General features: G+C 48.0%; 18 protein-coding genes. 8 read left to right on the forward strand and 10 right to left on the reverse strand.

Translation table 11 applies throughout. The features are described from left to right. Positions 1-3 precede the first annotated feature (3 nt). Both ACYVJG_RS08735 and ACYVJG_RS08740 read right to left on the reverse strand, forming a co-directional pair. A complete protein-coding gene (locus ACYVJG_RS08735) occupies positions 4-1,716 on the reverse strand; it encodes a cation:proton antiporter domain-containing protein (RefSeq protein ID WP_460430715.1) in 1,713 nt (570 codons plus the stop codon). Positions 1,717-1,859: 143 nt separating this feature from the next. Beyond that, entirely contained in the window at positions 1,860-3,542 is a 1,683-nt protein-coding gene (locus tag ACYVJG_RS08740) for an ABC1 kinase family protein (RefSeq protein WP_460430716.1), read from the reverse strand. 127 nt (positions 3,543-3,669) lie between these two features. On the opposite strand from ACYVJG_RS08740, the gene ACYVJG_RS08745 reads away from it, so the two are divergent. Genes ACYVJG_RS08745 through nudB form a run of 7 tightly spaced genes read left to right on the forward strand, consistent with a single transcriptional unit; the run spans position 3,670 to position 9,290 of the window. Next, positions 3,670-4,731 carry a C40 family peptidase gene (locus ACYVJG_RS08745; RefSeq protein ID WP_460430717.1) on the forward strand — a complete coding sequence of 354 codons (1,062 nt, stop codon included), beginning with the start codon at positions 3,670-3,672 and terminating at the stop codon, positions 4,729-4,731. After that, positions 4,728-4,946, forward strand: a complete 219-nt coding sequence (locus ACYVJG_RS08750; protein WP_460430718.1) for a hypothetical protein — start codon at positions 4,728-4,730, stop codon at positions 4,944-4,946. The genes ACYVJG_RS08745 and ACYVJG_RS08750 overlap by 4 nt, the downstream gene beginning before the upstream one ends. A 10-nt stretch (positions 4,947-4,956) precedes the next feature. Further along, positions 4,957-6,198 (forward strand): lipoprotein-releasing ABC transporter permease subunit, encoded by a 1,242-nt coding sequence (locus ACYVJG_RS08755; protein WP_460430719.1) that lies wholly within the window; start codon positions 4,957-4,959, stop codon positions 6,196-6,198. After that, positions 6,191-6,880, forward strand: coding sequence for a lipoprotein-releasing ABC transporter ATP-binding protein LolD (gene lolD, locus ACYVJG_RS08760; protein WP_460430720.1), 690 nt, complete (start codon positions 6,191-6,193; stop codon positions 6,878-6,880). Before ACYVJG_RS08755 ends, lolD begins: the two co-directional genes overlap by 8 nt. 29 nt (positions 6,881-6,909) lie before the next feature. Continuing rightward, complete coding sequence (locus tag ACYVJG_RS08765; protein WP_460430721.1) at positions 6,910-8,229, forward strand: mechanosensitive ion channel family protein; 1,320 nt, start codon at positions 6,910-6,912, stop codon at positions 8,227-8,229. Further along, on the forward strand, positions 8,226-8,843 hold the full coding sequence (locus ACYVJG_RS08770) for a response regulator transcription factor (RefSeq protein WP_460430722.1): 618 nt from the start codon (positions 8,226-8,228) through the stop codon (positions 8,841-8,843). The genes ACYVJG_RS08765 and ACYVJG_RS08770 overlap by 4 nt, the downstream gene beginning before the upstream one ends. 6 nt (positions 8,844-8,849) lie before the next feature. Beyond that, the gene (gene nudB / locus ACYVJG_RS08775) at positions 8,850-9,290 is read left to right on the forward strand and encodes a dihydroneopterin triphosphate diphosphatase (RefSeq protein WP_460430723.1); all 441 of its coding nucleotides are present in this window, start codon (positions 8,850-8,852) and stop codon (positions 9,288-9,290) included. Positions 9,291-9,293: 3 nt separating this feature from the next. Here nudB and rph read toward each other — a convergent pair whose 3' ends face one another. Then, positions 9,294-10,010, reverse strand: coding sequence for a ribonuclease PH (rph, locus tag ACYVJG_RS08780; protein ID WP_460430724.1), 717 nt, complete (start codon positions 10,008-10,010; stop codon positions 9,294-9,296). A gap of 112 nt (positions 10,011-10,122) precedes the next feature. Here rph and ACYVJG_RS08785 point away from each other — a divergent pair, with 112 nt between their 5' ends. After that, a complete protein-coding gene (locus tag ACYVJG_RS08785; RefSeq protein ID WP_460430725.1) occupies positions 10,123-10,980 on the forward strand; it encodes a YicC/YloC family endoribonuclease in 858 nt (285 codons plus the stop codon). Positions 10,981-11,046: 66 nt separating this feature from the next. On the opposite strand, the gene ACYVJG_RS08790 is transcribed toward ACYVJG_RS08785, so the two are convergent. The 7 genes from ACYVJG_RS08790 to fliD form a co-directional block, all read right to left on the reverse strand. Next, entirely contained in the window at positions 11,047-12,603 is a 1,557-nt protein-coding gene (locus tag ACYVJG_RS08790; protein WP_460430726.1) for an ATP-binding protein, read from the reverse strand. A gap of 17 nt (positions 12,604-12,620) precedes the next feature. Further along, positions 12,621-14,180, reverse strand: coding sequence for an ATP-binding protein (locus ACYVJG_RS08795; RefSeq protein WP_460430727.1), 1,560 nt, complete (start codon positions 14,178-14,180; stop codon positions 12,621-12,623). 17 nt (positions 14,181-14,197) lie between these two features. Then, positions 14,198-15,760, reverse strand: coding sequence for an ATP-binding protein (locus ACYVJG_RS08800; RefSeq protein WP_460430728.1), 1,563 nt, complete (start codon positions 15,758-15,760; stop codon positions 14,198-14,200). A gap of 17 nt (positions 15,761-15,777) precedes the next feature. Further along, on the reverse strand, positions 15,778-17,331 hold the full coding sequence (locus ACYVJG_RS08805; RefSeq protein WP_460430729.1) for an ATP-binding protein: 1,554 nt from the start codon (positions 17,329-17,331) through the stop codon (positions 15,778-15,780). Between the two features lie 142 nt (positions 17,332-17,473). Then, on the reverse strand, positions 17,474-17,800 hold the full coding sequence (locus tag ACYVJG_RS08810) for a flagellar protein FliT (protein WP_460430730.1): 327 nt from the start codon (positions 17,798-17,800) through the stop codon (positions 17,474-17,476). Next, positions 17,793-18,245, reverse strand: coding sequence for a flagellar export chaperone FliS (gene fliS, locus ACYVJG_RS08815; protein WP_460430731.1), 453 nt, complete (start codon positions 18,243-18,245; stop codon positions 17,793-17,795). The genes ACYVJG_RS08810 and fliS overlap by 8 nt, the downstream gene beginning before the upstream one ends. A gap of 73 nt (positions 18,246-18,318) precedes the next feature. Beyond that, positions 18,319-20,286, reverse strand: coding sequence for a flagellar filament capping protein FliD (fliD, locus tag ACYVJG_RS08820; protein WP_460430732.1), 1,968 nt, complete (start codon positions 20,284-20,286; stop codon positions 18,319-18,321). Positions 20,287-20,342: the final 56 nt, after the last annotated feature.

The following is a 20,342-nucleotide window of genomic DNA, read 5'->3' on the forward strand; positions in this document are numbered from 1 at the left end:
ACTTTATCCGTGGGCATGGTCGGTATTAGGAGAAAATCGTGCCAAGACATGCTGCGCCATGCCATTGGCCAATTGTTCCTCGGCAAAAAACACTGTCCCACCTTCTTTTTCAAATAACAGCGATTCCTCCTCGCTATGGCTACGCAACACCACCTCGATATTGGGGTTCAGCATTTTCGCAGTTTCTATCATTTGCCGAATCACCAACGGATCGGGGCAAGCAGCGACCAACATCGCTGCATTGGCAATATGGGCTTGAATCAACACCGCCGGATCTGTCACATCACCTGAGACGGCAGCCATGCCCTGTTGCCGCAAGGCTTCAACCACTTCGCGATTTTGTTCCGCGACAACAAAGGGAATACCGCGTTCTTTTAAGGCAGAGGCAATCCGGCTACCGACTCGGCCATAGCCGACTAACACCACCTGTCCCGATAAAAAATGACGCTCGGTGCTCATTGGCAGCTCTGCATACGGGTCTTGCCGCTGTTCCAGTTGCCGCGCCCATGCCGAACGAGCCAACAGCCATTTTTTCAGCGGTTGCACCAAGGTAAACAGCAGAGGGTTTAAGGCAATCGAAATCAATGCCCCCGCCAATACCAAGCTCATGCCTTCTTGCGGTAACAAACCCAGCGCCAATCCCAAACCAGCCAAAATAAACGAAAATTCGCCAATTTGAGCCAAGCTGGCCGCCACGGTTAACGCCGTGTTAAAGGGATAACGGAACAGCAAGACCAAACCGACAGCAGCTAAGGTTTTGCCAAACATAATAATCAATACCGTCGCCAACACCTGCACCGGTTGTTCCATGATAATTTTCGGGTCGAATAACATCCCCACCGAGACAAAGAACAACACTGAGAACGCATCACGCAGTGGCAGCGACTCTTCTGCTGCCCGATGGCTAAACTCAGATTCGCGCATCATCATGCCGGCAAAAAAGGCACCCAGTGCAAACGACACGCTGAACAACATCGCAGCACCGTAGGCAATACTGATCGCCGCAGCAATCACCGCCAAAGTGAACAATTCACGCGAACCCGTCCGCGCCACTTGCCACAACAACCACGGCATCACCCGCCGTCCCACCACCAACATCAAGGCAATAAACGCAAATACCTGTAACAAAGTCTGGCCGATAGTGATCCAAATCGCCGTGTCGCTCGCGCCAGTATTAGCCGTTTGACTGCCTAAAATCCCCGCTAATGGCGGCAGCAAGACCAAAATCAACACAGTCGCTAAGTCTTCAACCACCAACCAGCCCACGGCAATACGACCATTCATGGTGTCTAAAATGCCGCGTACTTCAAGGGCTTTGAGCAACACCACGGTACTGGCGCACGATAATGACAAGCCAAAGACCAGCGCCTGTCCCCACGGCCAGCCCCACCACGACGCCACCATCATGCCGAGGAGAGTGGCAATCGACATTTGCACCACCGCCCCCGGTACAGCGATTCGCTTCACCGCCAATAAATCGCGCATCGAAAAATGTAGGCCCACACCAAACATCAACAACATCACGCCGATTTCAGACAGTTGGCTGGCAATATGCACATCCGCAACAAAACCGGGCGTACCGGGACCAATCATAATGCCGGCCAGTAAATAGCCAACCAAAGCCGGCAAGCGCAGTCGTTCAGCAATGACCCCCAAGACCAAGGCAATGGCAAAACCGGAGGCAATCGTAGTAATCAAGGAAATATTATGTTCCATCGCGGTTCACCTATCTGTTTTTACTAAGACATGGCAGCCATTAAAACAGCGTAAGATTAGAAAAAACTTAGACGAGGCCATTTTTTTCTTCTCTAAGCAATTTTTTTACGCTTACCGCAAAAAAACCATTTCAAAACAAAACATTAAAAATGTTTACTTGAACGCCAAATCGACCACATCAACCATAAACTGTTGGCAAATGCCACTAGAAAACCAAGAAAACCAAACAACGGCAGACCAAACAGCATGGGGCCGGCATCCACTGTCATCACAATCGACGAGCCAATAATTAAACACCCTGTAACAATCCCCATGGTCAGACGATTCGCACTTTTATCTAACTGTTGGCCAAAGTGATCGAGCCGTTTTAGGTCTAAATCAATGCGGAACTTACCGCGTCGAATTTCCTTGGCCAACTGCAACATATCATGCGGTACATCACCCAATACACTGGCCAGTTCGGCCAAACCTGCTTTACCTTTTCGCCATAATTCTTTTGGCTGATAACGTTCGGCCACCACTTTGCGAACAAAGGGCGTAAGGTGGTTGACCATTTGAAATGAAGGATCTAATTGTCTGACCAATCCTTCTAGGGTAATCAAGGCTTTGAATAACATGGCCAAATCGGCTGGTAGTACAATCGCATGGTCTCGCATCAACGCCATAATGTCGTGAATCAGCTGCGAGAGATTGAGGTCTTTGAGCTGAATTTGATCGTACTGAAATAAAAACTCGGCAATGTCTTCGTTGAGACGGGCCTCATCTACCTCACTGTCTTGTGTCCAATTAATCAACACGTCGAACACCGCACGCTCACTGCGCTGGGCAAAGGCAGCCAACAAATCGGCCAACTCTTCGCGGCGAGGCGGAGAAAGTCGGCCCACCATCCCAAAATCGACAAACACCACCCGATTATCCGGCAGAAAAAACACATTGCCGGGATGTGGGTCAGCATGAAAATACCCATCAACCAAAATCATTTTGAGGATGGCATCAGCCGCACGTTTTGCTAATAACTTTCGGTCCAAACCGGCTAAATCCACACTGTCAAGGCGATTAGCGGGAATGCCATGAATGAAAGTTTGTACATTGAGATTTTGCTGTGTGTGTTGCCAAAATACCTGCGGCACCACGATGTGGGGCTCGTTAGCAAAATTTTTGGCAAACCGCTCCATATTGCGCGCCTCAACCGCCAAATTCAGTTCACGCCGCAAAGCACGCGCAAACTGTTTCACAATCAAACATGGCTGATAACGTCGGGCTTCGGGGAACTCTTGTTCAATCAATGCGGCCAAGTAACCCAAAATGCGGAGATCTGCTTCAATTTTTTCAACGATATTCGGGCGCCGTAGTTTAATTGCGACTTCGGTGCCATCATGTAGCCGAGCATAATGCACTTGTGCAATCGAGGCGGAGCCAATCGCTTGTGGATCAAAAAAACTAAACACACTTTCAGGATCACAGCCTAATGTGGCCTGTAACAGTTGTTGTACCGCTTGTTCGGGTAGGGCAGGGGCATTGCTTTGCAAACGCTCAAACTCGGTAATCCAATCGGCAGCAAACACATCCGCTCGCGTGGCAAGAATTTGGCCAAGCTTAATAAAAGTGGGGCCAAGGTCTTCCAAGGCACGGCGCAAACGCACAGGCGTATCTAAATAATCCGCCGCATTGGGCAATGGCATGTGCAGCCATTCACCGGCTTTTTCCATCGCTTTCGGTAAATTTAAGCGTTGGGCGAACTCTCCGAGGCCATGTCGGATTAAAATGGCACTGATTTCGCGCAATCTAGGCAGATCGCGCATGGCAATAAAGGTTTCTTTTAACATTGACATCGCATCACAGCGCGGCAGAATCTGCCTTAGGTTAACCAGCAACATGATGAGCGTCAGCTAAGGACATGAGAATATTAGCTTCTCTTTACATAAATGACGCCGTTCAATTACAGTCCAGTCTATGAGATTAGCTATCGGCTTACTAGCCTTCCTCTTTGCCGGTGTCGTCCAGTTGGCGCATGCAGCACCCAACGATGGCCATGACGACCCCGCGCCCCGCGCCAGCAGTGGCGAACCGCGTGCCACAGCAGAAGAAGCGGTGGTAGGTGATTTAATTCTGCAAGCCATGAGCTTGATGGGCATTGCCTATCGCTTTGGCGGCACCACCCCCACCAACGGCTTCGATTGCAGTGGCTTTATTCGTTATATTTTCCAACGCTCAATTGGGGTCAATCTGCCGCGTACCGCCGCCGAACAAGCCCAAATTGGCCGCAGTATCGACCGCAGTGAACTGAGACCGGGAGATATTGTATTTTTCAACACCCGTGGTTTTGCCAATTCCCATAACGGCTTGTATATCGGCAATGGTCGCTTTGTTCATGCACCGCGAACAGGAAAAAACATTGAAATTGCCAGCATGAGTGCGTCGTATTGGGCTGGGCGTTTTAATGGTGCTCGTCGCATCAACCGTGGCAATGCCTTTGCCGGCGATGTTCGTGATGAAGTGGTGGCAAAAAAACCGCGTGAACGGGACGCGATTGCGCAGTTTGCCGAGGAAAGCGGCAATACAGCCAGCGCCAGCAGCAGCGCACCTGTGTTAGCAGCCGCTGCAATTGGTGCCACTGGCCTCGGTGCTGCGGCTTTGTTATCTGAACGCAAAAAAGAACGCGAAACCGCGCGGCGTGAGTTGTATCGTCCGGTGGAAAACACCCGTAAGAAAATTGAACTCGATGCCAAAGGCAAACCGAAAAAGCTAACAGCGAAAGAAAAAGCTGCCGAAGCCGCACGCGAAGCGAAGGAAAAGAAAAACAAAGGCAAAGAAAGCGTGACCGACCGCAAAAACCAGCGTAAACAAAATGCGCGTGAAGCACAAAACCGTAAAGGACAGGACAAGAACAGTAATAAAAAAGCCAGCAGCACAAGCAAAGTAAAAGAAAAAACCGATGCGCGCAAAGAACGTGTAAAAGCTGCTGCCAGCAAAAAAACCAGTCCAACCTCTGAGAAAAAAGCCACAAAACGATGACAGTTCCTTCTTTCCCGGTCTGGCTCGACCCACAAGGTCAGCCAGTGGCCTGTGTCGAAAAAATTAAAGTGATGCAGGAAAACCTAGTAGAACTACAACAAGTGGCACAAGATGCCTTTGAAGATGCGATCTTGATGGGTTGTGACCCAATCCAAGTTCGTGACTTTATGGCGGAGTTGATGCAACAACTCGAAAACCCTTATCACGAGCGATAACACCCACCATATGAATTTTGAGTCTTTCATCGCGTTGCGTTATGTACGAGCGCGGCGCAGCAATGGTTTTATTTCTTTTATTTCCTTGGTGTCGGTGATTGGGATTGCCTTGGGTGTGGCCGCGTTGATTGTGGTGCTGTCGGTGATGAATGGTTTTCAAAAAGAAATCCGCTCGCGCATTTTAGGCGTGGCATCGCATGTTGAAATTCAAGGCAGCAGCGGTGCCCTTGCTTATTGGCCACAGGTGGCCGACGCTGCCCGTACAGTCCCTCACGTGATTGGCGTGGCCCCCTTCGTCAATGCACAAGGTTTATTGTCGATGGCAGGTAATGTACGCGGGGCGATGATTCGCGGCATCGAACCGGCACTGGAAAATCAGGTGGTGGATGTTGGCCAGCACATGCTACGCGGCCAATTGACCGATTTACGCGGTGGTGAGTTTGGGGTGGTGATTGGGGTGGAGTTAGCACGCGCTTTAGGGGTTGGCGTTGGCGATAAAGTCACCCTGATTACCCCACAAGGCCAAGTCACGCCAGCAGGTATGCTGCCGCGTTTAAAGCAATTTACCGTACGCGGCATCTTCAAAGTCGATATGTATGAATATGATGCCTCCTTGGCCATGATTCATCTACAAGACGCCCAGCTCTTGTTCCGCTTAGGACAAGATGTGAGCGGTGTACGGTTAAAACTGACCGACTCACTCGATGCGCCACAGGTGAAAAAGGCGCTGCTCGGGATGTTAAATGAACAGGCTTTTGTCACTGACTGGACCGAGCAAAACGCCAACTATTTCCGCGCCGTACAAATCGAAAAACGGATGATGTTTATTATTTTGACGCTGATTGTGGCAGTGGCAGCGTTTAATTTGGTCTCCACCTTGGTCATGGTCGTCACAGACAAGCGGGCAGATATTGCGATTTTGCGTACTTTAGGCGCATCGCCACGCTCAATCATGCAGATTTTTATGTTACAAGGGGCCGCCTCGGGGGTAATGGGCGTCTTAGCAGGAGTGGGTGGCGGTGTGGTTCTGGCGCTTAATCTCGGCAGCATTGTCAGTACGGTAGAACACTGGGTCGGCGCAAAAATTCTCTCTTCGGAAGTGTATTTGATTGATACCTTACCCTCGGATGTGCAATGGCCGGATGTGCTCACGATTGCAGGCATTGCTCTGCTATTAGCCTTTTTAGCCACCCTCTATCCAAGCTGGCGTGCCGCTCGGACGCAACCAGCGGAGGCCTTGCGTTATGAATAACGTCACACCGTGGGTAATTGAGGCCAAAGGCATCAGTAAAACCTATCTAGAAGGGCCGAGCGCGGTCACTGTGTTATCGAATATCGATTTATCAGTTGCCGCAGGAGACAGCATTGCCATCATTGGTGCTTCAGGTTCTGGTAAAAGCACCCTGCTCCATCTTCTCGGGGGACTAGATCATAGCAGCAGCGGCAGTGTACATATTATGGGGCAGGCGCTGGCCAACCTGTCAGAAGCGGCAAAGGGTCGCTTGAGAAATCAATATCTTGGCTTTATCTACCAGTTTCATCATTTGTTGCCCGAGTTTTCGGCACTGGAAAATGTGGCAATGCCGTTATTGATTCGGCGGCAAAGCCGTCCTGACGCACAGCAAGCTGCCAGCGAGATCTTAAGCAAAGTGGGGTTAGCGCATCGCCTACATCACAAGCCCAGTGAATTGTCCGGTGGTGAACGACAACGGGCCGCCATTGCTCGCGCCTTGGTGACCCGTCCAGCGTGTGTATTGGCTGATGAACCCACCGGCAATTTGGATCGGGGCAATGCAGAGACAGTGTTTGCTGAAATGTTAGAACTGAATGCCGACTTGGGCACCAGCCTAATTATTGTCACCCACGACCCACAATTGGCCGCGCGTGCCCAACGCCGCCTGCAGCTGCAAGATGGGGTATTACACCCTGTCTAGGCCTTTCTTTCGCATCGACAGGGGACTTCATGCAAGATTTATTCGATCGTGTACCAGAATTTGACCGCTTTGTAGATATCGTTATCACACCAGCAGGACAACTCCAACTCGCCATCATTGCCGTTGCCATCTACTGCGGTGTGTGGATTGCCAGAAAAGTGTTTCAACGCTTTTTCTCAAGCCATCCCGAACGCTATGACCAACTGCTACCCTATGCGCTGTTTCGGATGGTATTGCCCTTGTCTGCTGCTGCATTCACGGGTCTTGCTTTCTTAATTGCTCGCTATGCGATTGACCAACCTCACAGTTTGTTAGTCGTTGCATCGATTACGCTGTTTTGGCTTGCGGTGATTCGGATTGTCGCGGCGTTGGTGCGCAATGTCTTACCCACTGGTAAATTAGAACGCAGTACCGAACACTTCTTATCGTCCATCCTGTGGTTGTTCTATCTCAGTCATTTATTAGGTTTTAATGAACTACTGATTGTTTGGATGGAGTCGATTTCATTCGCAGTAGGCAAAACCAAGCTGAATTTGCTGATGATTCTGTCAGGCATTTTCTGGGTGGCGGTGATTATGTTTGGGGCGATGTGGGTCAGCCGCACCTTAGATCGCCGAGTCATGACGCTCAACCACTTGGACATGAGTTTGCGGATTGTCATTTCGAAATTGGCACGCACGCTGTTAATGGTTGGGGCGGTGTTAATTGCTTTACCAATTGTGGGCATTGATCTGACCGTCTTGTCTGTATTTGGTGGCGCTTTAGGTGTCGGTTTGGGTTTTGGTCTGCAAAAAATCGCCAGTAACTATGTCTCGGGCTTTATTATTTTGCTCGACCGTTCGGTGCAAGTGGGAGATCGCGTCACCATTGGTGATCGAACAGGCAATATCACACAAATTACAGCACGTTATGTGGTAATTCGCTCTGCTGATGGCACCGAAGCGCTGATCCCCAATGAAAATTTTATTGCCAATACGGTGGTCAACCAATCGTATTCTGATAAGTCCATCTGGCAAAGCGCCTCTGTTGGTGTAGCCTATGGCACCGATTTAGAGTTGGCCTTAAAAATTTTGGTGGAGGCCGCTGAGTCGGTACCCCGTATTTTGAAAGATCCTGCCCCGACTGCTTTTGTTGTGGGATTTTTAGATAGCAGCATCAATCTGACCGTTGGTTATTGGATTGGCGACCCTGAAAATGGCCTAATGGGGCCAAAATCAGCGCTGAATCTGGCGATTTGGCGCGCCTTCGAACAACACGGAGTGCAGATTCCCTTCCCACAACATGAGGTCAGAATGCTGTCTCCTGCCTCTCCTCCGCCCACTCACAGCGAACCGCATCCACTACCATGAGCCCTTTACTTGCTGTTGTTGATGATGACGAGGCAGTGCGTGAAGCACTGGTTTGGCTACTGGAATCGAATGGGCTGGCAGTACAACCCTTTGCCAGTGGCGAAGCCTTGTTACAAGACGATGCATCACGGTTTGCCTGTTTGATTTTGGACATGCGGCTATCGGGCATGAGCGGGCTGATGCTGTTTGAGCGACTGTTACAGCGCCCCTATTGTCCACCGGCGATTTTTCTCACTGGCCATGCGGATGTCCCCTTAGCGGTATCCGCATTGAAAATGGGGGCGTTCGATTTTGTAGAAAAACCGTTTGATGATGTGTTGTTATTAACACGGGTGCAACAAGCCATCAGCCAAGATCAACAAAACCGACAACAACAAAGTCAACAACAGCGAATTATCAGTGCGCTTAACCAGCTGACCGATCGTGAACAAGAAGTGATGCAGTTGGTCTTAGCAGGAAAGCTCAATAAACAAATCGCGGACAGTTTGGACATCAGCATTAAAACTGTCGAGGTGCACCGTGCGCGAGTCATGGAAAAAATGGGCGTAAAATCGGCGGTCGAACTGGCTGGGCTTTTGGCTCAATACCGCCCTCATGCAGCTAAATCGGATTGATATTGTATGCCCTATAAACAACCGTATTCTGTCTTAGTGGTCGTTCACACCCCGGATAAACAGGTCTTACTGATTGAACGAGCTGATTTTGCCAATGGCTGGCAATCGGTGACGGGTAGCCGAGAAGACAATGAAGATTGGCGTACCACGGCTATTCGTGAGTTGGCAGAGGAAACGGGGTTAAACCTCACGCAGGGGGAGTTGGTCGATTGGGAAATAGAAAACCAATATGAGATTTATCCCCGCTGGCGAGCACGCTATGCCCCCGGTGTCACCCATAACACGGAACGGGTATTTGGATTTTGTGTTCCCGCCCCACTCGAAGTGCGTTTAGCCGAGCGAGAACATACCGCCAGTTGTTGGTTACCGTGGCAGCACGCGGCAGAAAAGGTATTTTCTCCAAGCAATGCCGCCGCGATCTGCCATTTAGGCACGAAAACAAACTAATTTTTAGCTGGCCAGCGCCTGTTGTTGTAATTGAATGATGTCATGAATACCGGCGCTGGCTAAATCTAATAATTCATTCATCTGTTGCCGAGAAAAGGGCAATCCCTCGGCAGTGCCTTGTACCTCCACCAATCCGCCTGAGGCAGTCATCACCACATTCATATCAGTTTCACAGTTTGAGTCTTCGGGATAGTCTAAATCTAACAGTGGCACACCTTCTACAATGCCCACCGAGACTGCCGCCACCGCCTCGCGCAAAGGTGTTTGTTTTAACAAGCCCTTGGCCAATAAGCCACTGATGGCATCGTGTAATGCGACATATGCACCAGAGATGCTGGCAGTGCGCGTACCACCGTCTGCCTGAATCACATCACAATCAATCACAATCTGTCGTTCACCTAAAGCGGATAAATCCACTACTGCGCGTAAGCTGCGACCAATTAAGCGCTGAATTTCTTGCGTACGTCCCGATTGTTTGCCAGCACTGCTTTCACGCCGCATGCGGCTATGGGTTGAACGCGGCAACATCCCATATTCAGCCGTGACCCAGCCTTGCCCTTTCCCTTTTAAGAAACTCGGCACATTTTCTTCCACTGTCGCGGTGCATAACACCTTGGTTTGACCAAAACACACCAACACCGAGCCCTCTGCATGGCAGGTATAGTGACGAGTAAAAGAGATTGGCCGGAGTTGATTGGCTTGCCGCTGTGCAGTGCGCATAAAGTGTGTCTTTCTGATTGAATAGAAAATCTTATTCTAATGTATAGTGCAGGCGGCCGGAGGCAAAGCGCTCCGATCTCTGAATTTTTGGGACATCAATATGATACTTAGCATGACAGGCTTCGCCTCAGTTAGCTGTGATTTACCGCAGGGCACCTTAGCTCTCGACATCCGAGCCGTGAACCACCGTTATCTTGACGTACAATTCCGGATGCCGGAGGAATTCCGCAGCTTAGAACCTAAACTACGGGAATTGATTGCCAATCATGTCAATCGTGGCAAGGTCGAATGTCGCATCAGTTTACAAACAAACCCAGCTCAACAAGGTGAGTTACAAATCAACCAAACCTTGTTATCTCAGTTGGTTGAGGCAGCAAAAATTGTGCAAACCCACAGTCCACAAGCACGCGGGTTTTCTGTTGGAGAGCTGTTACGTTGGCCGGGCGTATTAGAGAGCCAAGGGCAAGATAATGATTCACTGAGCCGTCAGTGTCTTGAGGCTTTACAACGGGCCTTGGAAGAATTCACCGCCTCACGTGGACGAGAAGGAGAGAAACTTAAACAAGTGTTGATAGATCGTCTCGATCGCATTCATGGTTTGTTGGAAGAAATTAAACCGAAATTGCCAGCAATTTTGCAAGGATGGCAACAACGGCTGAACACGCGGTTAAAAGAAGCGTTAGATGGACAAGTGGAAGATGATCGCTTAAAGCAAGAATTTGCTCTGTTTGCACAAAAAATCGACATTGATGAAGAACTTGAACGCTTGCATACACATTTGACCGAAGTCCGTCGGGCATTGAATAAAGGCGGTTTAGTGGGTAAACGGTTAGATTTCTTAATGCAAGAACTCAATCGTGAAGCCAATACCCTCGGCTCAAAATCAGTTTCAACAGAAACCACGCAAACTGCAGTTGAACTTAAAGTGTTGATTGAACAAATGAGAGAGCAAGTGCAGAATATCGAGTAGTACCTCACTGAATACCATATCATCACAACACTCTACCAAAGTCCCTTCAAAAGGGACTTTGTTGACTTAAAGAGTAACCCACTCAAACCCCACCACATTCCGCTGTTCACGGCTAAACTCAATCCCGATTAAGTGAATCGGCTCACCTCGGCTGCGGTATTTCTCGGCATACTCTCGGTCTTGTAGTTGTTGTAAGGCTTTGCCTTGTGGTGTCGCTTCGACCACTTTGAATTCAAACAAATACACTTGTTGGTTAAACAACACCGCCATGTCAATGCGGCCTTTGTTGGTGATGTCTTCAAGGCGGATGTCTAAGCCAAGTGCAGCGAAGTAGCTGTAGAACACGCTGGCGTAATAACCTTCGTATTGGGCAATGGCGTTGTTGCGTTGCCAGTCATAGGGAATGCTAGCGAATAGAGCGTGCAGCAGCGTTTCGAGCTTGGAAACATCCGCTTTACTGAGCAACCGATATAACTGTCCGGTGTATTGATGTGGCAATGAAGAGTTGCCCATTAACATTTCCAACAATACCCCATTTAAACTGGCTTGGACTTCTAAGTTGGGATATTTCAGGGTGTATTCGGTTAAGGCACCCATGTGGAAGCTATCCGCAATAGTGAGATAGCCGGTTTGGAACATCAGTGCTTCGGTCGGGATGTCTTCAACATCAAAGCGCGATAACAACGTTTCCATCGTCACCAACTGTGATAACTCTGGGGTAAAGGCTTGGCGTTGGCGCAGGATGTCAATTAAGAAAGTGGGTGTGCCGGTTTCGAACCAATAGGCGCGGAATTGGCGTTTTTGAAACAGCAACAGCACATCAAATGGGTTGTAAACCGATTCACCTAGCCAGTTATAACCGTTGTACCACTCGCGAATCTGTTCTCGGTCTAACCCGGCTAATTCCGGTGCAAAAACGGTGTCAATATCGTGATCAGTGTAACCACAAATCGCTGAATACTCAGCATCAAGGGTGATGTCATTCAGGTTGTTCAGCCCAGAGAACAAACTCACTTTGCTGAATTTTGATACCCCAGTCAGAAACACAAAACGAATCGAGGCATCGAGGTCTTTGATCACCGAATACAGATTACGCAATCGATTACGCATGGCCTTTGCCAATTCAGGATCGGTGAGATTGTCGAGAATCGGTTTGTCGTATTCATCAATCAATATCACCACTTTCTGACCGGTTTTCGCTTCTGCTGCACGGATTAAATTAGCAAAACAGGTTTCTGCTTCGCCCAACTCAATATTCAGCCCTAAACGCTCGGCATTGATGCGCATTTGCTCCGCGATTTTATTCGGTAGCTGGGTTTCCACATTCATCATCACCCCACCGCCAAAGCTGATGCGAATCACCGGATAAGACACCGACCAATCCCATTTATCGTGAATCCACAGCCCTTGAAACAGTGCTTCATTTCCTGCCCACAGTTCAGCCAAGGTATCGAGGAATAGACTTTTACCGAAGCGACGTGGACGGGATAAAAAGTAATGTTTTCCCTCATTCGCCAAACGGTAAGCCATTTCACTTTTATCAATGTAGTAATAATGGTTTTGGCGAATTTCGCTAAAGGTTTGAATGCCAATCGGCAGTTTTTTACGGTGGCTGTCTCTCATGGTTTTATCCTGTATTTTTATTGTGCAATCGTAACCCACTCAAACCCCACCACATTGCGCTGTTCACGGCTAAACTCAATCCCGATTAAGTGAATCGGCTCACCTCGGCTGCGGTATTTCTCGGCGTACCCTCGGTCTTGTAGTTGTTGTAAGGCTTTGCCTTGTGGTGTCGCTTCAACGACTTTGAATTCAAACAAATACACGTGTTGATTAAACAACACTGCCATATCAATGCGGCCTTTGTTGGTGATGTCTTCAAGGCGGATATCTAAGCCAAGGGCTGCGAAGTAGCTGTAGAACACGCTGGCGTAATAGCCTTCATATTGGGCAATGGCATTGTTGCGTTGCCAGTCGTAGGGGATGCTAGCGAATAAAGCGTGCAGCAGCGTTTCCAGTTTGGACACATCTGCTTTGCTGAGCAATCGGTACAGTTGTCCGGTGTATTGATGTGGCAATGAAGAGTTGCCCATTAACATTTCCAACAATACCCCATTTAAACTGGCTTGGACTTCTAAGTTGGGATATTTCAGGGTGTATTCGGTTAAGGCACCCATGTGGAAGCTATCCGCAATAGTGAGATAGCCGGTTTGGAACATCAGTGCTTCGGTCGGGATGTCTTCAACATCAAAGCGTGATAACAACGTTTCCATCGTCACCAACTGTGATAACTCTGGGGTGAAGGCTTGGCGTTGGCGCAGGATGTCAATTAAGAAAGTCGGTGTGCCGGTTTCAAACCAATAGGCGCGGAATTGGCGCTCTTGAAATAGCAATAACACATCAAACGGGTTGTAGACAGATTCACCTAGCCAGTTATAACCGTTGTACCACTCACGAATCTGCTCTCGATCTAATCCAGCTAATTCCGGTGCAAAAACGGTGTCAATATCGTGATCGGTATAGCCACAGATCGCAGAATATTCTGCCGATAGCGTGATATCGCGGAGGTTGTTCAAGCCAGAGAACAAACTGACTTTGCTGAATTTTGATACCCCAGTCAGAAACACAAACTTAATCACCGCATCCTGACCTTTTATCACTGAATATAAATTTCTCAGTTCATCACGCATCGCCTTGGCAAGTTCTGGATTGGTCAGATTGTCGAGAATCGGTTTGTCGTATTCGTCCACCAACACGACAACCCGTTGCCCCGACTGTTTGTGTGCGTGTTGAATCAGATCAATAAAACGATCAACAATCGAATTGGTACGATAGCTCAGTCCAAACCGTTCTCCCTCGGACTGTAAAATATGCTGAATTCGTTCTTGTAATGCTTTAGGCGAGTGCATGACACCTTCGGCAAAGCTGATGCGAATCACCGGATAGGACACCGACCAATCCCATTTATCGTGAATCCACAGTCCTTGGAATAACGCTTCATTCCCTACCCACAGTTCAGCCAAGGTATCGAGGAACAAGCTTTTACCGAAACGACGTGGACGGGATAAAAAGTAATGGCTGCCCTGCGTGGCTAACTGATAAGCCATCGGGGTTTTGTCGATGTAGTAATGATTGTCTTCGCGAATTTTGGCGAAGGTTTGAATACCAATCGGGAGTTTTTTTTGGCTGCTGTCTATCATGTTTTTATCCTGTATTTTTACCCTGCAATCGTAACCCACTCAAACCCCACCACATTCCGCTGTTCGCGGCTGAACTCAATCCCGATTAAGTGAATCGGCTCACCTCGGCTGCGGTATTTCTCGGCATAGCCTCGGTCTTGTAGTTGTTGTAAGGCTTTGCCTTGTGGTGTGGCTTCGACGACTTTGAATTCAAACAAATACACGTGTTGGTTAAACAACACCGCCATATCAATGCGGCCTTTGTTGGTGATGTCTTCAAGGCGAATATCTAAGCCAAGGGCAGCGAAGTAGCTGTAGAACACGCTGGCGTAATAGCCTTCGTATTGGGCAATGGCGTTATTGCGTTGCCAGTCGTACGGGATACCTGCAAACAGGGCATGAAATAATTCAGCTAACCCTGCTACATCGTTACTGCGGAGTTTTTGGATTAAGGCGATACGATATGATGCTGAACTGGCTTCACCTGGGGCCCAAGCGCGCAATAGGCATTTATGTAAGCTTTGAAATACTTCACGATTGGGGTAACGCAACCGAAAAAAGGCTTCCCCATCGAAATCTAATCGCTCAGCAATCGTTAAATAACCTGCTTGAAACATCAGGGTTTCTGTATTGAGATGTTCTATCTCAAATGCACCAAGTAAATCCGCATCGGATTCAACACGGCTCAATGCTGGAAGCCATGTTCCTCGTTCGGTGAGCATATCAACCAAAAAGGTCGGTGTGCCAGTTTCGAACCAGTAAGATCGGAAATCTCTCTCTTGAAATAAAAGTAACACGTCAAACGGGTTATACACCGACTCACCCAGCCAGTTATAACCGTTGTACCACTCGTGAATCTGTTCACGGTCTAACCCAGCTAATTCCGGTGCAAAAACAGTGTCAATATCGTGATCAGTGTAGCCACAGATCGCAGAATATTCTGGAGACATCGTGATGTCGCGGAGGTTATTCAGCCCAGAGAACAAACTCACTTTGCTGAATTTTGATACCCCAGTCAGAAACACAAAACGAATCGAGGCATCGAGGTCTTTGATCACCGAATACAGATTACGCAATCGGTTACGCATGGCTTTCGCCAATTCGGGATCGGTGAGATTGTCGAGAATCGGTTTGTCGTATTCATCAATCAATATCACCACTTTCTGACCGGTTTTGGCTTCTGCAGCACGGATTAAATTGGCAAAACAGGTTTCTGCTTCGCCTAACTCAATATTCAGCCCTAAACGCTCGGCATTGATGCGCATTTGCTCCGCGATTTTATTCGGTAGCTGGGTTTCCACATTCATCATCACCCCACCACCAAAGCTGATACGAATCACCGGATAGGGCACCGACCAATCCCATTTATCGTGAATCCATAGCCCTTGAAACAGCGCCTCATTGCCTGCCCACAGTTCAGCTAAGGTATCGAGGAACAAGCTTTTACCGAAGCGACGTGGACGGGATAAAAAGTAATGGCTGCCCTGCGTGGCTAACTGATAAGCCATCGGGGTCTTGTCGATGTAGTAATGATTGTCTTCGCGAATTTTGGCGAAGGTTTGAATACCAATCGGGAGTTTTTTTTGGCTGCTGTCTCTCATGGTTTTATCCTGTATTTTTATTCTGCAATCGTAACCCACTCAAACCCCACCACATTCCGCTGTTCACGGCTAAACTCAATCCCGATTAAGTGAATCGGTTCACCTCGGTTGCGGTATTTCTCGGCGTACCCTCGGTCTTGTAGTTGTTGTAAGGCTTTGCCTTGTGGTGTGGCTTCAACGACTTTGAATTCAAACAAATACACGTGTTGATGAAACAACACCGCCATGTCAATGCGGCCTTTGTTGGTGATGTCTTCAAGGCGGATGTCTAAGCCAAGGGCAGCGAAGTAGCTATAGAACACGCTAGCGTAATAGCCTTCGTATTGGGCAATGGCATTGTTGCGTTGCCAGTCGTAGGGAATGCTGGAAAATAGGCTATGGAATAAAGCTTCCATGCCAGCAAAGTCATTTTTCAGTAACAGCTGCCCCAGCTGGTGTTTGGTGCGGCTGCTTTGACCCGCATCAGGTTGGAGTACATACAGCACACTATTGTGAAAGCTTTGGTAGACCTCACGGTTTGGATAACGCAGTTGGTACAGATATTCACCAAACTGATACTCGCGTTTTGCAATCGTCAGATAACCTGTTTGGAACATCAAGGATTCCGTGAGCATCATGTCAACATCAAACGCTTGCAACAAATCACCACTGACGCGCAAAGCAGCCAGTTCTGGCAGCCACACATGATGTGCTTTGATCCAATCGAGTAAGAACGTTGGTGTGCCGGTTTCGAACCAATAGGGCCGGAAATCGCGTTTTTGAAACAACAACAGCACATCAAACGGGTTGTAAACGGACTCACCTAGCCAGTTATAACCGTTGTACCACTCACGAATCTGCTCTCGATCTAATCCAGCTAATTCCGGTGCAAAAACGGTGTCAATATCGTAGTCAGTGTAACCACAAATCGCTGAATACTCGGCATCAAGGGTGATGTCATTCAGGTTATTTAAACCTGAAAATAAACTCACTTTACTGAATTTTGATACCCCAGTCAGGAACACGAACTTCATTACTGCATCCTGATCTTTTATCACTGAGTATAAGTTTCTCAGCTCATCTCGCATCGCTTTGGCGAGTTCTGGTTTGGTCAGATTGTCTAGGATAGGCTTGTCGTATTCATCCACTAACACGACCACCGGTTGTCCCGACTGTTTGTGTGCGTGTTGAATCAGATCAATAAAACGATCAACCACTGAAGTCGTGCGATAGCTCAGCCCAAATCGTTCAGCCTCGGAATATAAAATATGCTGGATACGTTCTTGTAGTTCCTCAGGAGAACGCATTACCCCACCGCCAAAGCTGATGCGAATCACCGGATAAGACACCGACCAATCCCATTTATCGTGAATCCACAGCCCTTGAAACAAAGCTTCATTCCCTGCCCACAGTTCAGCCAAGGTATCGAGGAATAAGCTTTTACCAAAACGACGTGGGCGGGATAAAAAGTAATGACTGCCCTCTGTCACCAGTTGGTAAGCCATCGGGGTTTTGTCGATGTAGTAATGGTTGTCTTCGCGAATTTTGGCGAAGGTTTGAATACCAATAGGGAGTTTTTTACGCGACATCATGCAGCCTTAAATCAATAGATGATTGAGAAGGATATGGGGATTGTACTGCGGTCTGGCGAGGGCAGCAGGAGAGGCAAAAGAAGGAAATACAGGGGAGAGTCTAGGCGGGATGGCGAGGGAAGAACTCGCCATCGAAGGGATATTACTTGTAGGCCTGACGCAGTTTTGCGGTCGTGTGGACCGAGCCGAGTTCTTCTCGTAAAACCTGATGGCGGTCACGCACGAGATGGCTGACTTCTTCGTGGCAATCGAGAATTTGCCGTAGGCGATCAGCACAAAATTCGCGGCTACCTAGGCGGTGTTCAGCCCAATCGGGATGATTGGCTTGATAGCTTTGCAACGCATCAAATTGCAGCAAGAATCCATCCCATAAGTCCGCCACTTTGTCCCAATCTTCTGCTCTTGCCGCGTCACGCAAGGCAAAAGCAGCGTCCATTAGATCGTTGTAGCGTTGTTCGACATCAGACATTGCCATAGCTCATTGGTTTAGCACGAGGAGGAGGTTCGGTGCTGTTTTCAGCGGCTTGCCGAGCTGGGTTGATTTGTTCCCAAGCATCGCGCAGTTCAGCCAATAAACGTGACGCCTGTTCTAATTTAGCATCATCGTTATTTAAGTTGGCTTCTAATAAAATATTGCTCACATATTCATACAGGGCATCGAGTTGTTCTGCCAACTCGCCCCCAACTTCTTTGTTCAAAGACAAACGCAAGCCTTCGTCAACAATCGCAATCGCTTTGCTGATCATACGCCCTTTTTCAGGGATATTTTTTTCTTGCAGGAAGCGACGCGCATTTGCGATAGCTTGTATGGCACCGTCAAACAGCATCAGAATCAGTTTGTGAGGGCTGGCAACCATCACTTCTGTTTCTAGTGCAGATTGTGTGTAGGCAGCATAAGGATTTTTGTTCAGCATAGTTGGCATCTTCAACAAGAAAAAACAAGCGGGAGATCGTTACACGCCATCATAACCATCCCCCGCCCGATTGTCAGCGTAACAACATACTTAATTGTTGCTGCATGTAACTAGACATCTGTTGCATTTGGCTCAAAGTGGAGTCAAGACGACCAAATTGGGTACGCAAACGCTTCTCCGTATCGTCGATACGATTCTGCATCGCATCTTGTTCACGACCCAAAGTTTTGATGGTGGAATTGATACTTTCTGTCTTAGATTCAATAAGCCCTTTTTTCATGACCATTGATTCAAGCGCATCATCAATTGCGAAACCGAACCCTTTTGTCACCGTCATGGTTCCGCGAGAGCCTAACGCCCCACCCGTAATTTCAATTTTTAAGCCCTCGGTATCTTTCCCTGTCGAGCCAGAAAGCGTAATTCCATCACCCAGAGCAGAGATGCCACCAATTGTCCCAGCTACTTTAGCAGGACTGATACTGCCGCTAGTTAGACCAAAATGGGTCGCTGCATTTGTGCCGATACTGGTGATTTCAATACGGCTATCTTTGTTTTGTTTTGCAGCAGTAAATTCAAATTTATTGTCAGTACCATTAAAGGCAACAGAGACGACATTCGAACCAAAGGCACTATCTAATGCCGCTTGTAATGTCGAGATAACATCGCCATTTGTTGCTTTTGCAGTTGAAAAAGCAGTATCAAGGTTAATAGTTGCAGCAGTACCATTAACCTTCATCGTCATCGATTCACCTGAGAACTGTCCAGCCGTCGTGCCAGCACTACTTGCCGTATTGCTTTGTAAAACCCATGGTGCATCAGTCAAAACAACTTCATAACTACCTGCTTTAGTTTTGCTGGTTGCACTCATTAAATTCAAGCCAGTATCAGCGGCTTTACCAGATGCAGTAAACAGCTTCATCACCGCCTGAGGATCGGCCTCTAGTGCTTTGGTCAATTTGGTTGAGTCAATAGTCATATTGCCAGTTTTGGCATCAAACCCAACACCAACGGAAGCAGGTAAGGAGTAATCACCAGAGATACCCGAGATCTGGGTTGAAAAAGCAGCACGCAACTGGGTACGAATCGAGCGAATGCTACTGTCTCCATTCAAGATACCAGCATCAGCTGCTTGCCCAGCTTTTGCTGTCTCAGCTTTGAAGTAGGTTAGATTGTCTAACACTTTCATCAACTCATTATAAGACTTCGCAATCCCCTCAATCGTTGATTTAGCCGATCCGGTGTCTTTCGTCACATTGACTGTCAAAGGCTTACCGGCCTCTGTTTTTTTAGATAGCGTCAACGTTACCCCGTCAATCGCTTTTGTCAAAGTGTTACTTTTATCAGTGATTGTTAAACCATCAATTTTTACTTGTGCATCAGCTGCAGCCTGAGTTTGGCCAGCATTCGACGCTGTTGGTGCACCACCACCACCGGCATACAGGATTTTATCTAGGTCAGAACTACTAGATGTAGAGGAAACAGTGATAGTGTTCGACGCACCCGTTTCTGTTGCTGACAATGTTAAACGATAGGCTGAACCATCGTTCACTACGTTGGCGGTTACCCCACCATTTTCCTTATTAATTTTGTCTCGTAATTCTTCAAGCGTCAGATCCGCAGTGAAGTTCAGCTCCAATTTTTTGGTACCGACTTCAATAGTCAAGTTTTTACCATTGGTTGCCAAGGCAGTTTTACTATTTGAAAAACCACCAGAAGCAATTTTGTGAGACTGAGCGAGATCAATGACTTCAACCGAGTACTTACCTGCCTGAGCAGCACCAGAAGCAGAAACAGAAGCATAGTCCTTATCGCTAACGGACGCTTTGGTTGAGCTAAATTTGCTGTTATCTTGAAGCGCCTTGATAGAAGATTGAAAAGTAGACAGGGCACTCTTAACTTGACCGTAAGCAGAGAGCTTCTGTTGCTCTTTGGCTTCTTTGGCCTGCAGTTGTGAAAGAGGCCGTGATTCTACTGTCATCAATTGGCCAATGATGCTATTAATATCTAACCCAGAACCGACACCAGCAGATGTGATAGCCATGATGGGGTACCCCTCAAGAAGTAGAAATTCAATAATTGATGTGACAAGTATCGTCC

The sequence above is a fragment of the Aquaspirillum soli genome (genome assembly GCF_054781915.1).

Bases quoted from the DNA above. Each gene is read 5' to 3' on its own strand.
- ACYVJG_RS08790 (WP_460430726.1), bottom strand. From the start codon at position 12,603: ATGAGAGACAGCCACCGTAAAAAACTGCCGATTGGCATTCAAACCTTT.
- ACYVJG_RS08785 (WP_460430725.1), top strand. From the start codon at position 10,123: ATGACAGGCTTCGCCTCAGTTAGCTGTGATTTACCGCAGGGCACCTTA.
- ACYVJG_RS08795 (WP_460430727.1), bottom strand. From the start codon at position 14,180: ATGATAGACAGCAGCCAAAAAAAACTCCCGATTGGTATTCAAACCTTC.
- fliS (WP_460430731.1), bottom strand. From the start codon at position 18,245: ATGCTGAACAAAAATCCTTATGCTGCCTACACACAATCTGCACTAGAA.
- ACYVJG_RS08740 (WP_460430716.1), bottom strand. From the start codon at position 3,542: ATGTTAAAAGAAACCTTTATTGCCATGCGCGATCTGCCTAGATTGCGC.
- ACYVJG_RS08735 (WP_460430715.1), bottom strand. From the start codon at position 1,716: ATGGAACATAATATTTCCTTGATTACTACGATTGCCTCCGGTTTTGCC.
- ACYVJG_RS08765 (WP_460430721.1), top strand. From the start codon at position 6,910: ATGCAAGATTTATTCGATCGTGTACCAGAATTTGACCGCTTTGTAGAT.
- lolD (WP_460430720.1), top strand. From the start codon at position 6,191: ATGAATAACGTCACACCGTGGGTAATTGAGGCCAAAGGCATCAGTAAA.
- fliD (WP_460430732.1), bottom strand. From the start codon at position 20,286: ATGGCTATCACATCTGCTGGTGTCGGTTCTGGGTTAGATATTAATAGC.
- rph (WP_460430724.1), bottom strand. From the start codon at position 10,010: ATGCGCACTGCACAGCGGCAAGCCAATCAACTCCGGCCAATCTCTTTT.
- ACYVJG_RS08750 (WP_460430718.1), top strand. From the start codon at position 4,728: ATGACAGTTCCTTCTTTCCCGGTCTGGCTCGACCCACAAGGTCAGCCA.
- nudB (WP_460430723.1), top strand. From the start codon at position 8,850: ATGCCCTATAAACAACCGTATTCTGTCTTAGTGGTCGTTCACACCCCG.
- ACYVJG_RS08755 (WP_460430719.1), top strand. From the start codon at position 4,957: ATGAATTTTGAGTCTTTCATCGCGTTGCGTTATGTACGAGCGCGGCGC.
- ACYVJG_RS08810 (WP_460430730.1), bottom strand. From the start codon at position 17,800: ATGTCTGATGTCGAACAACGCTACAACGATCTAATGGACGCTGCTTTT.
- ACYVJG_RS08745 (WP_460430717.1), top strand. From the start codon at position 3,670: ATGAGATTAGCTATCGGCTTACTAGCCTTCCTCTTTGCCGGTGTCGTC.
- ACYVJG_RS08805 (WP_460430729.1), bottom strand. From the start codon at position 17,331: ATGATGTCGCGTAAAAAACTCCCTATTGGTATTCAAACCTTCGCCAAA.
- ACYVJG_RS08800 (WP_460430728.1), bottom strand. From the start codon at position 15,760: ATGAGAGACAGCAGCCAAAAAAAACTCCCGATTGGTATTCAAACCTTC.
- ACYVJG_RS08770 (WP_460430722.1), top strand. From the start codon at position 8,226: ATGAGCCCTTTACTTGCTGTTGTTGATGATGACGAGGCAGTGCGTGAA.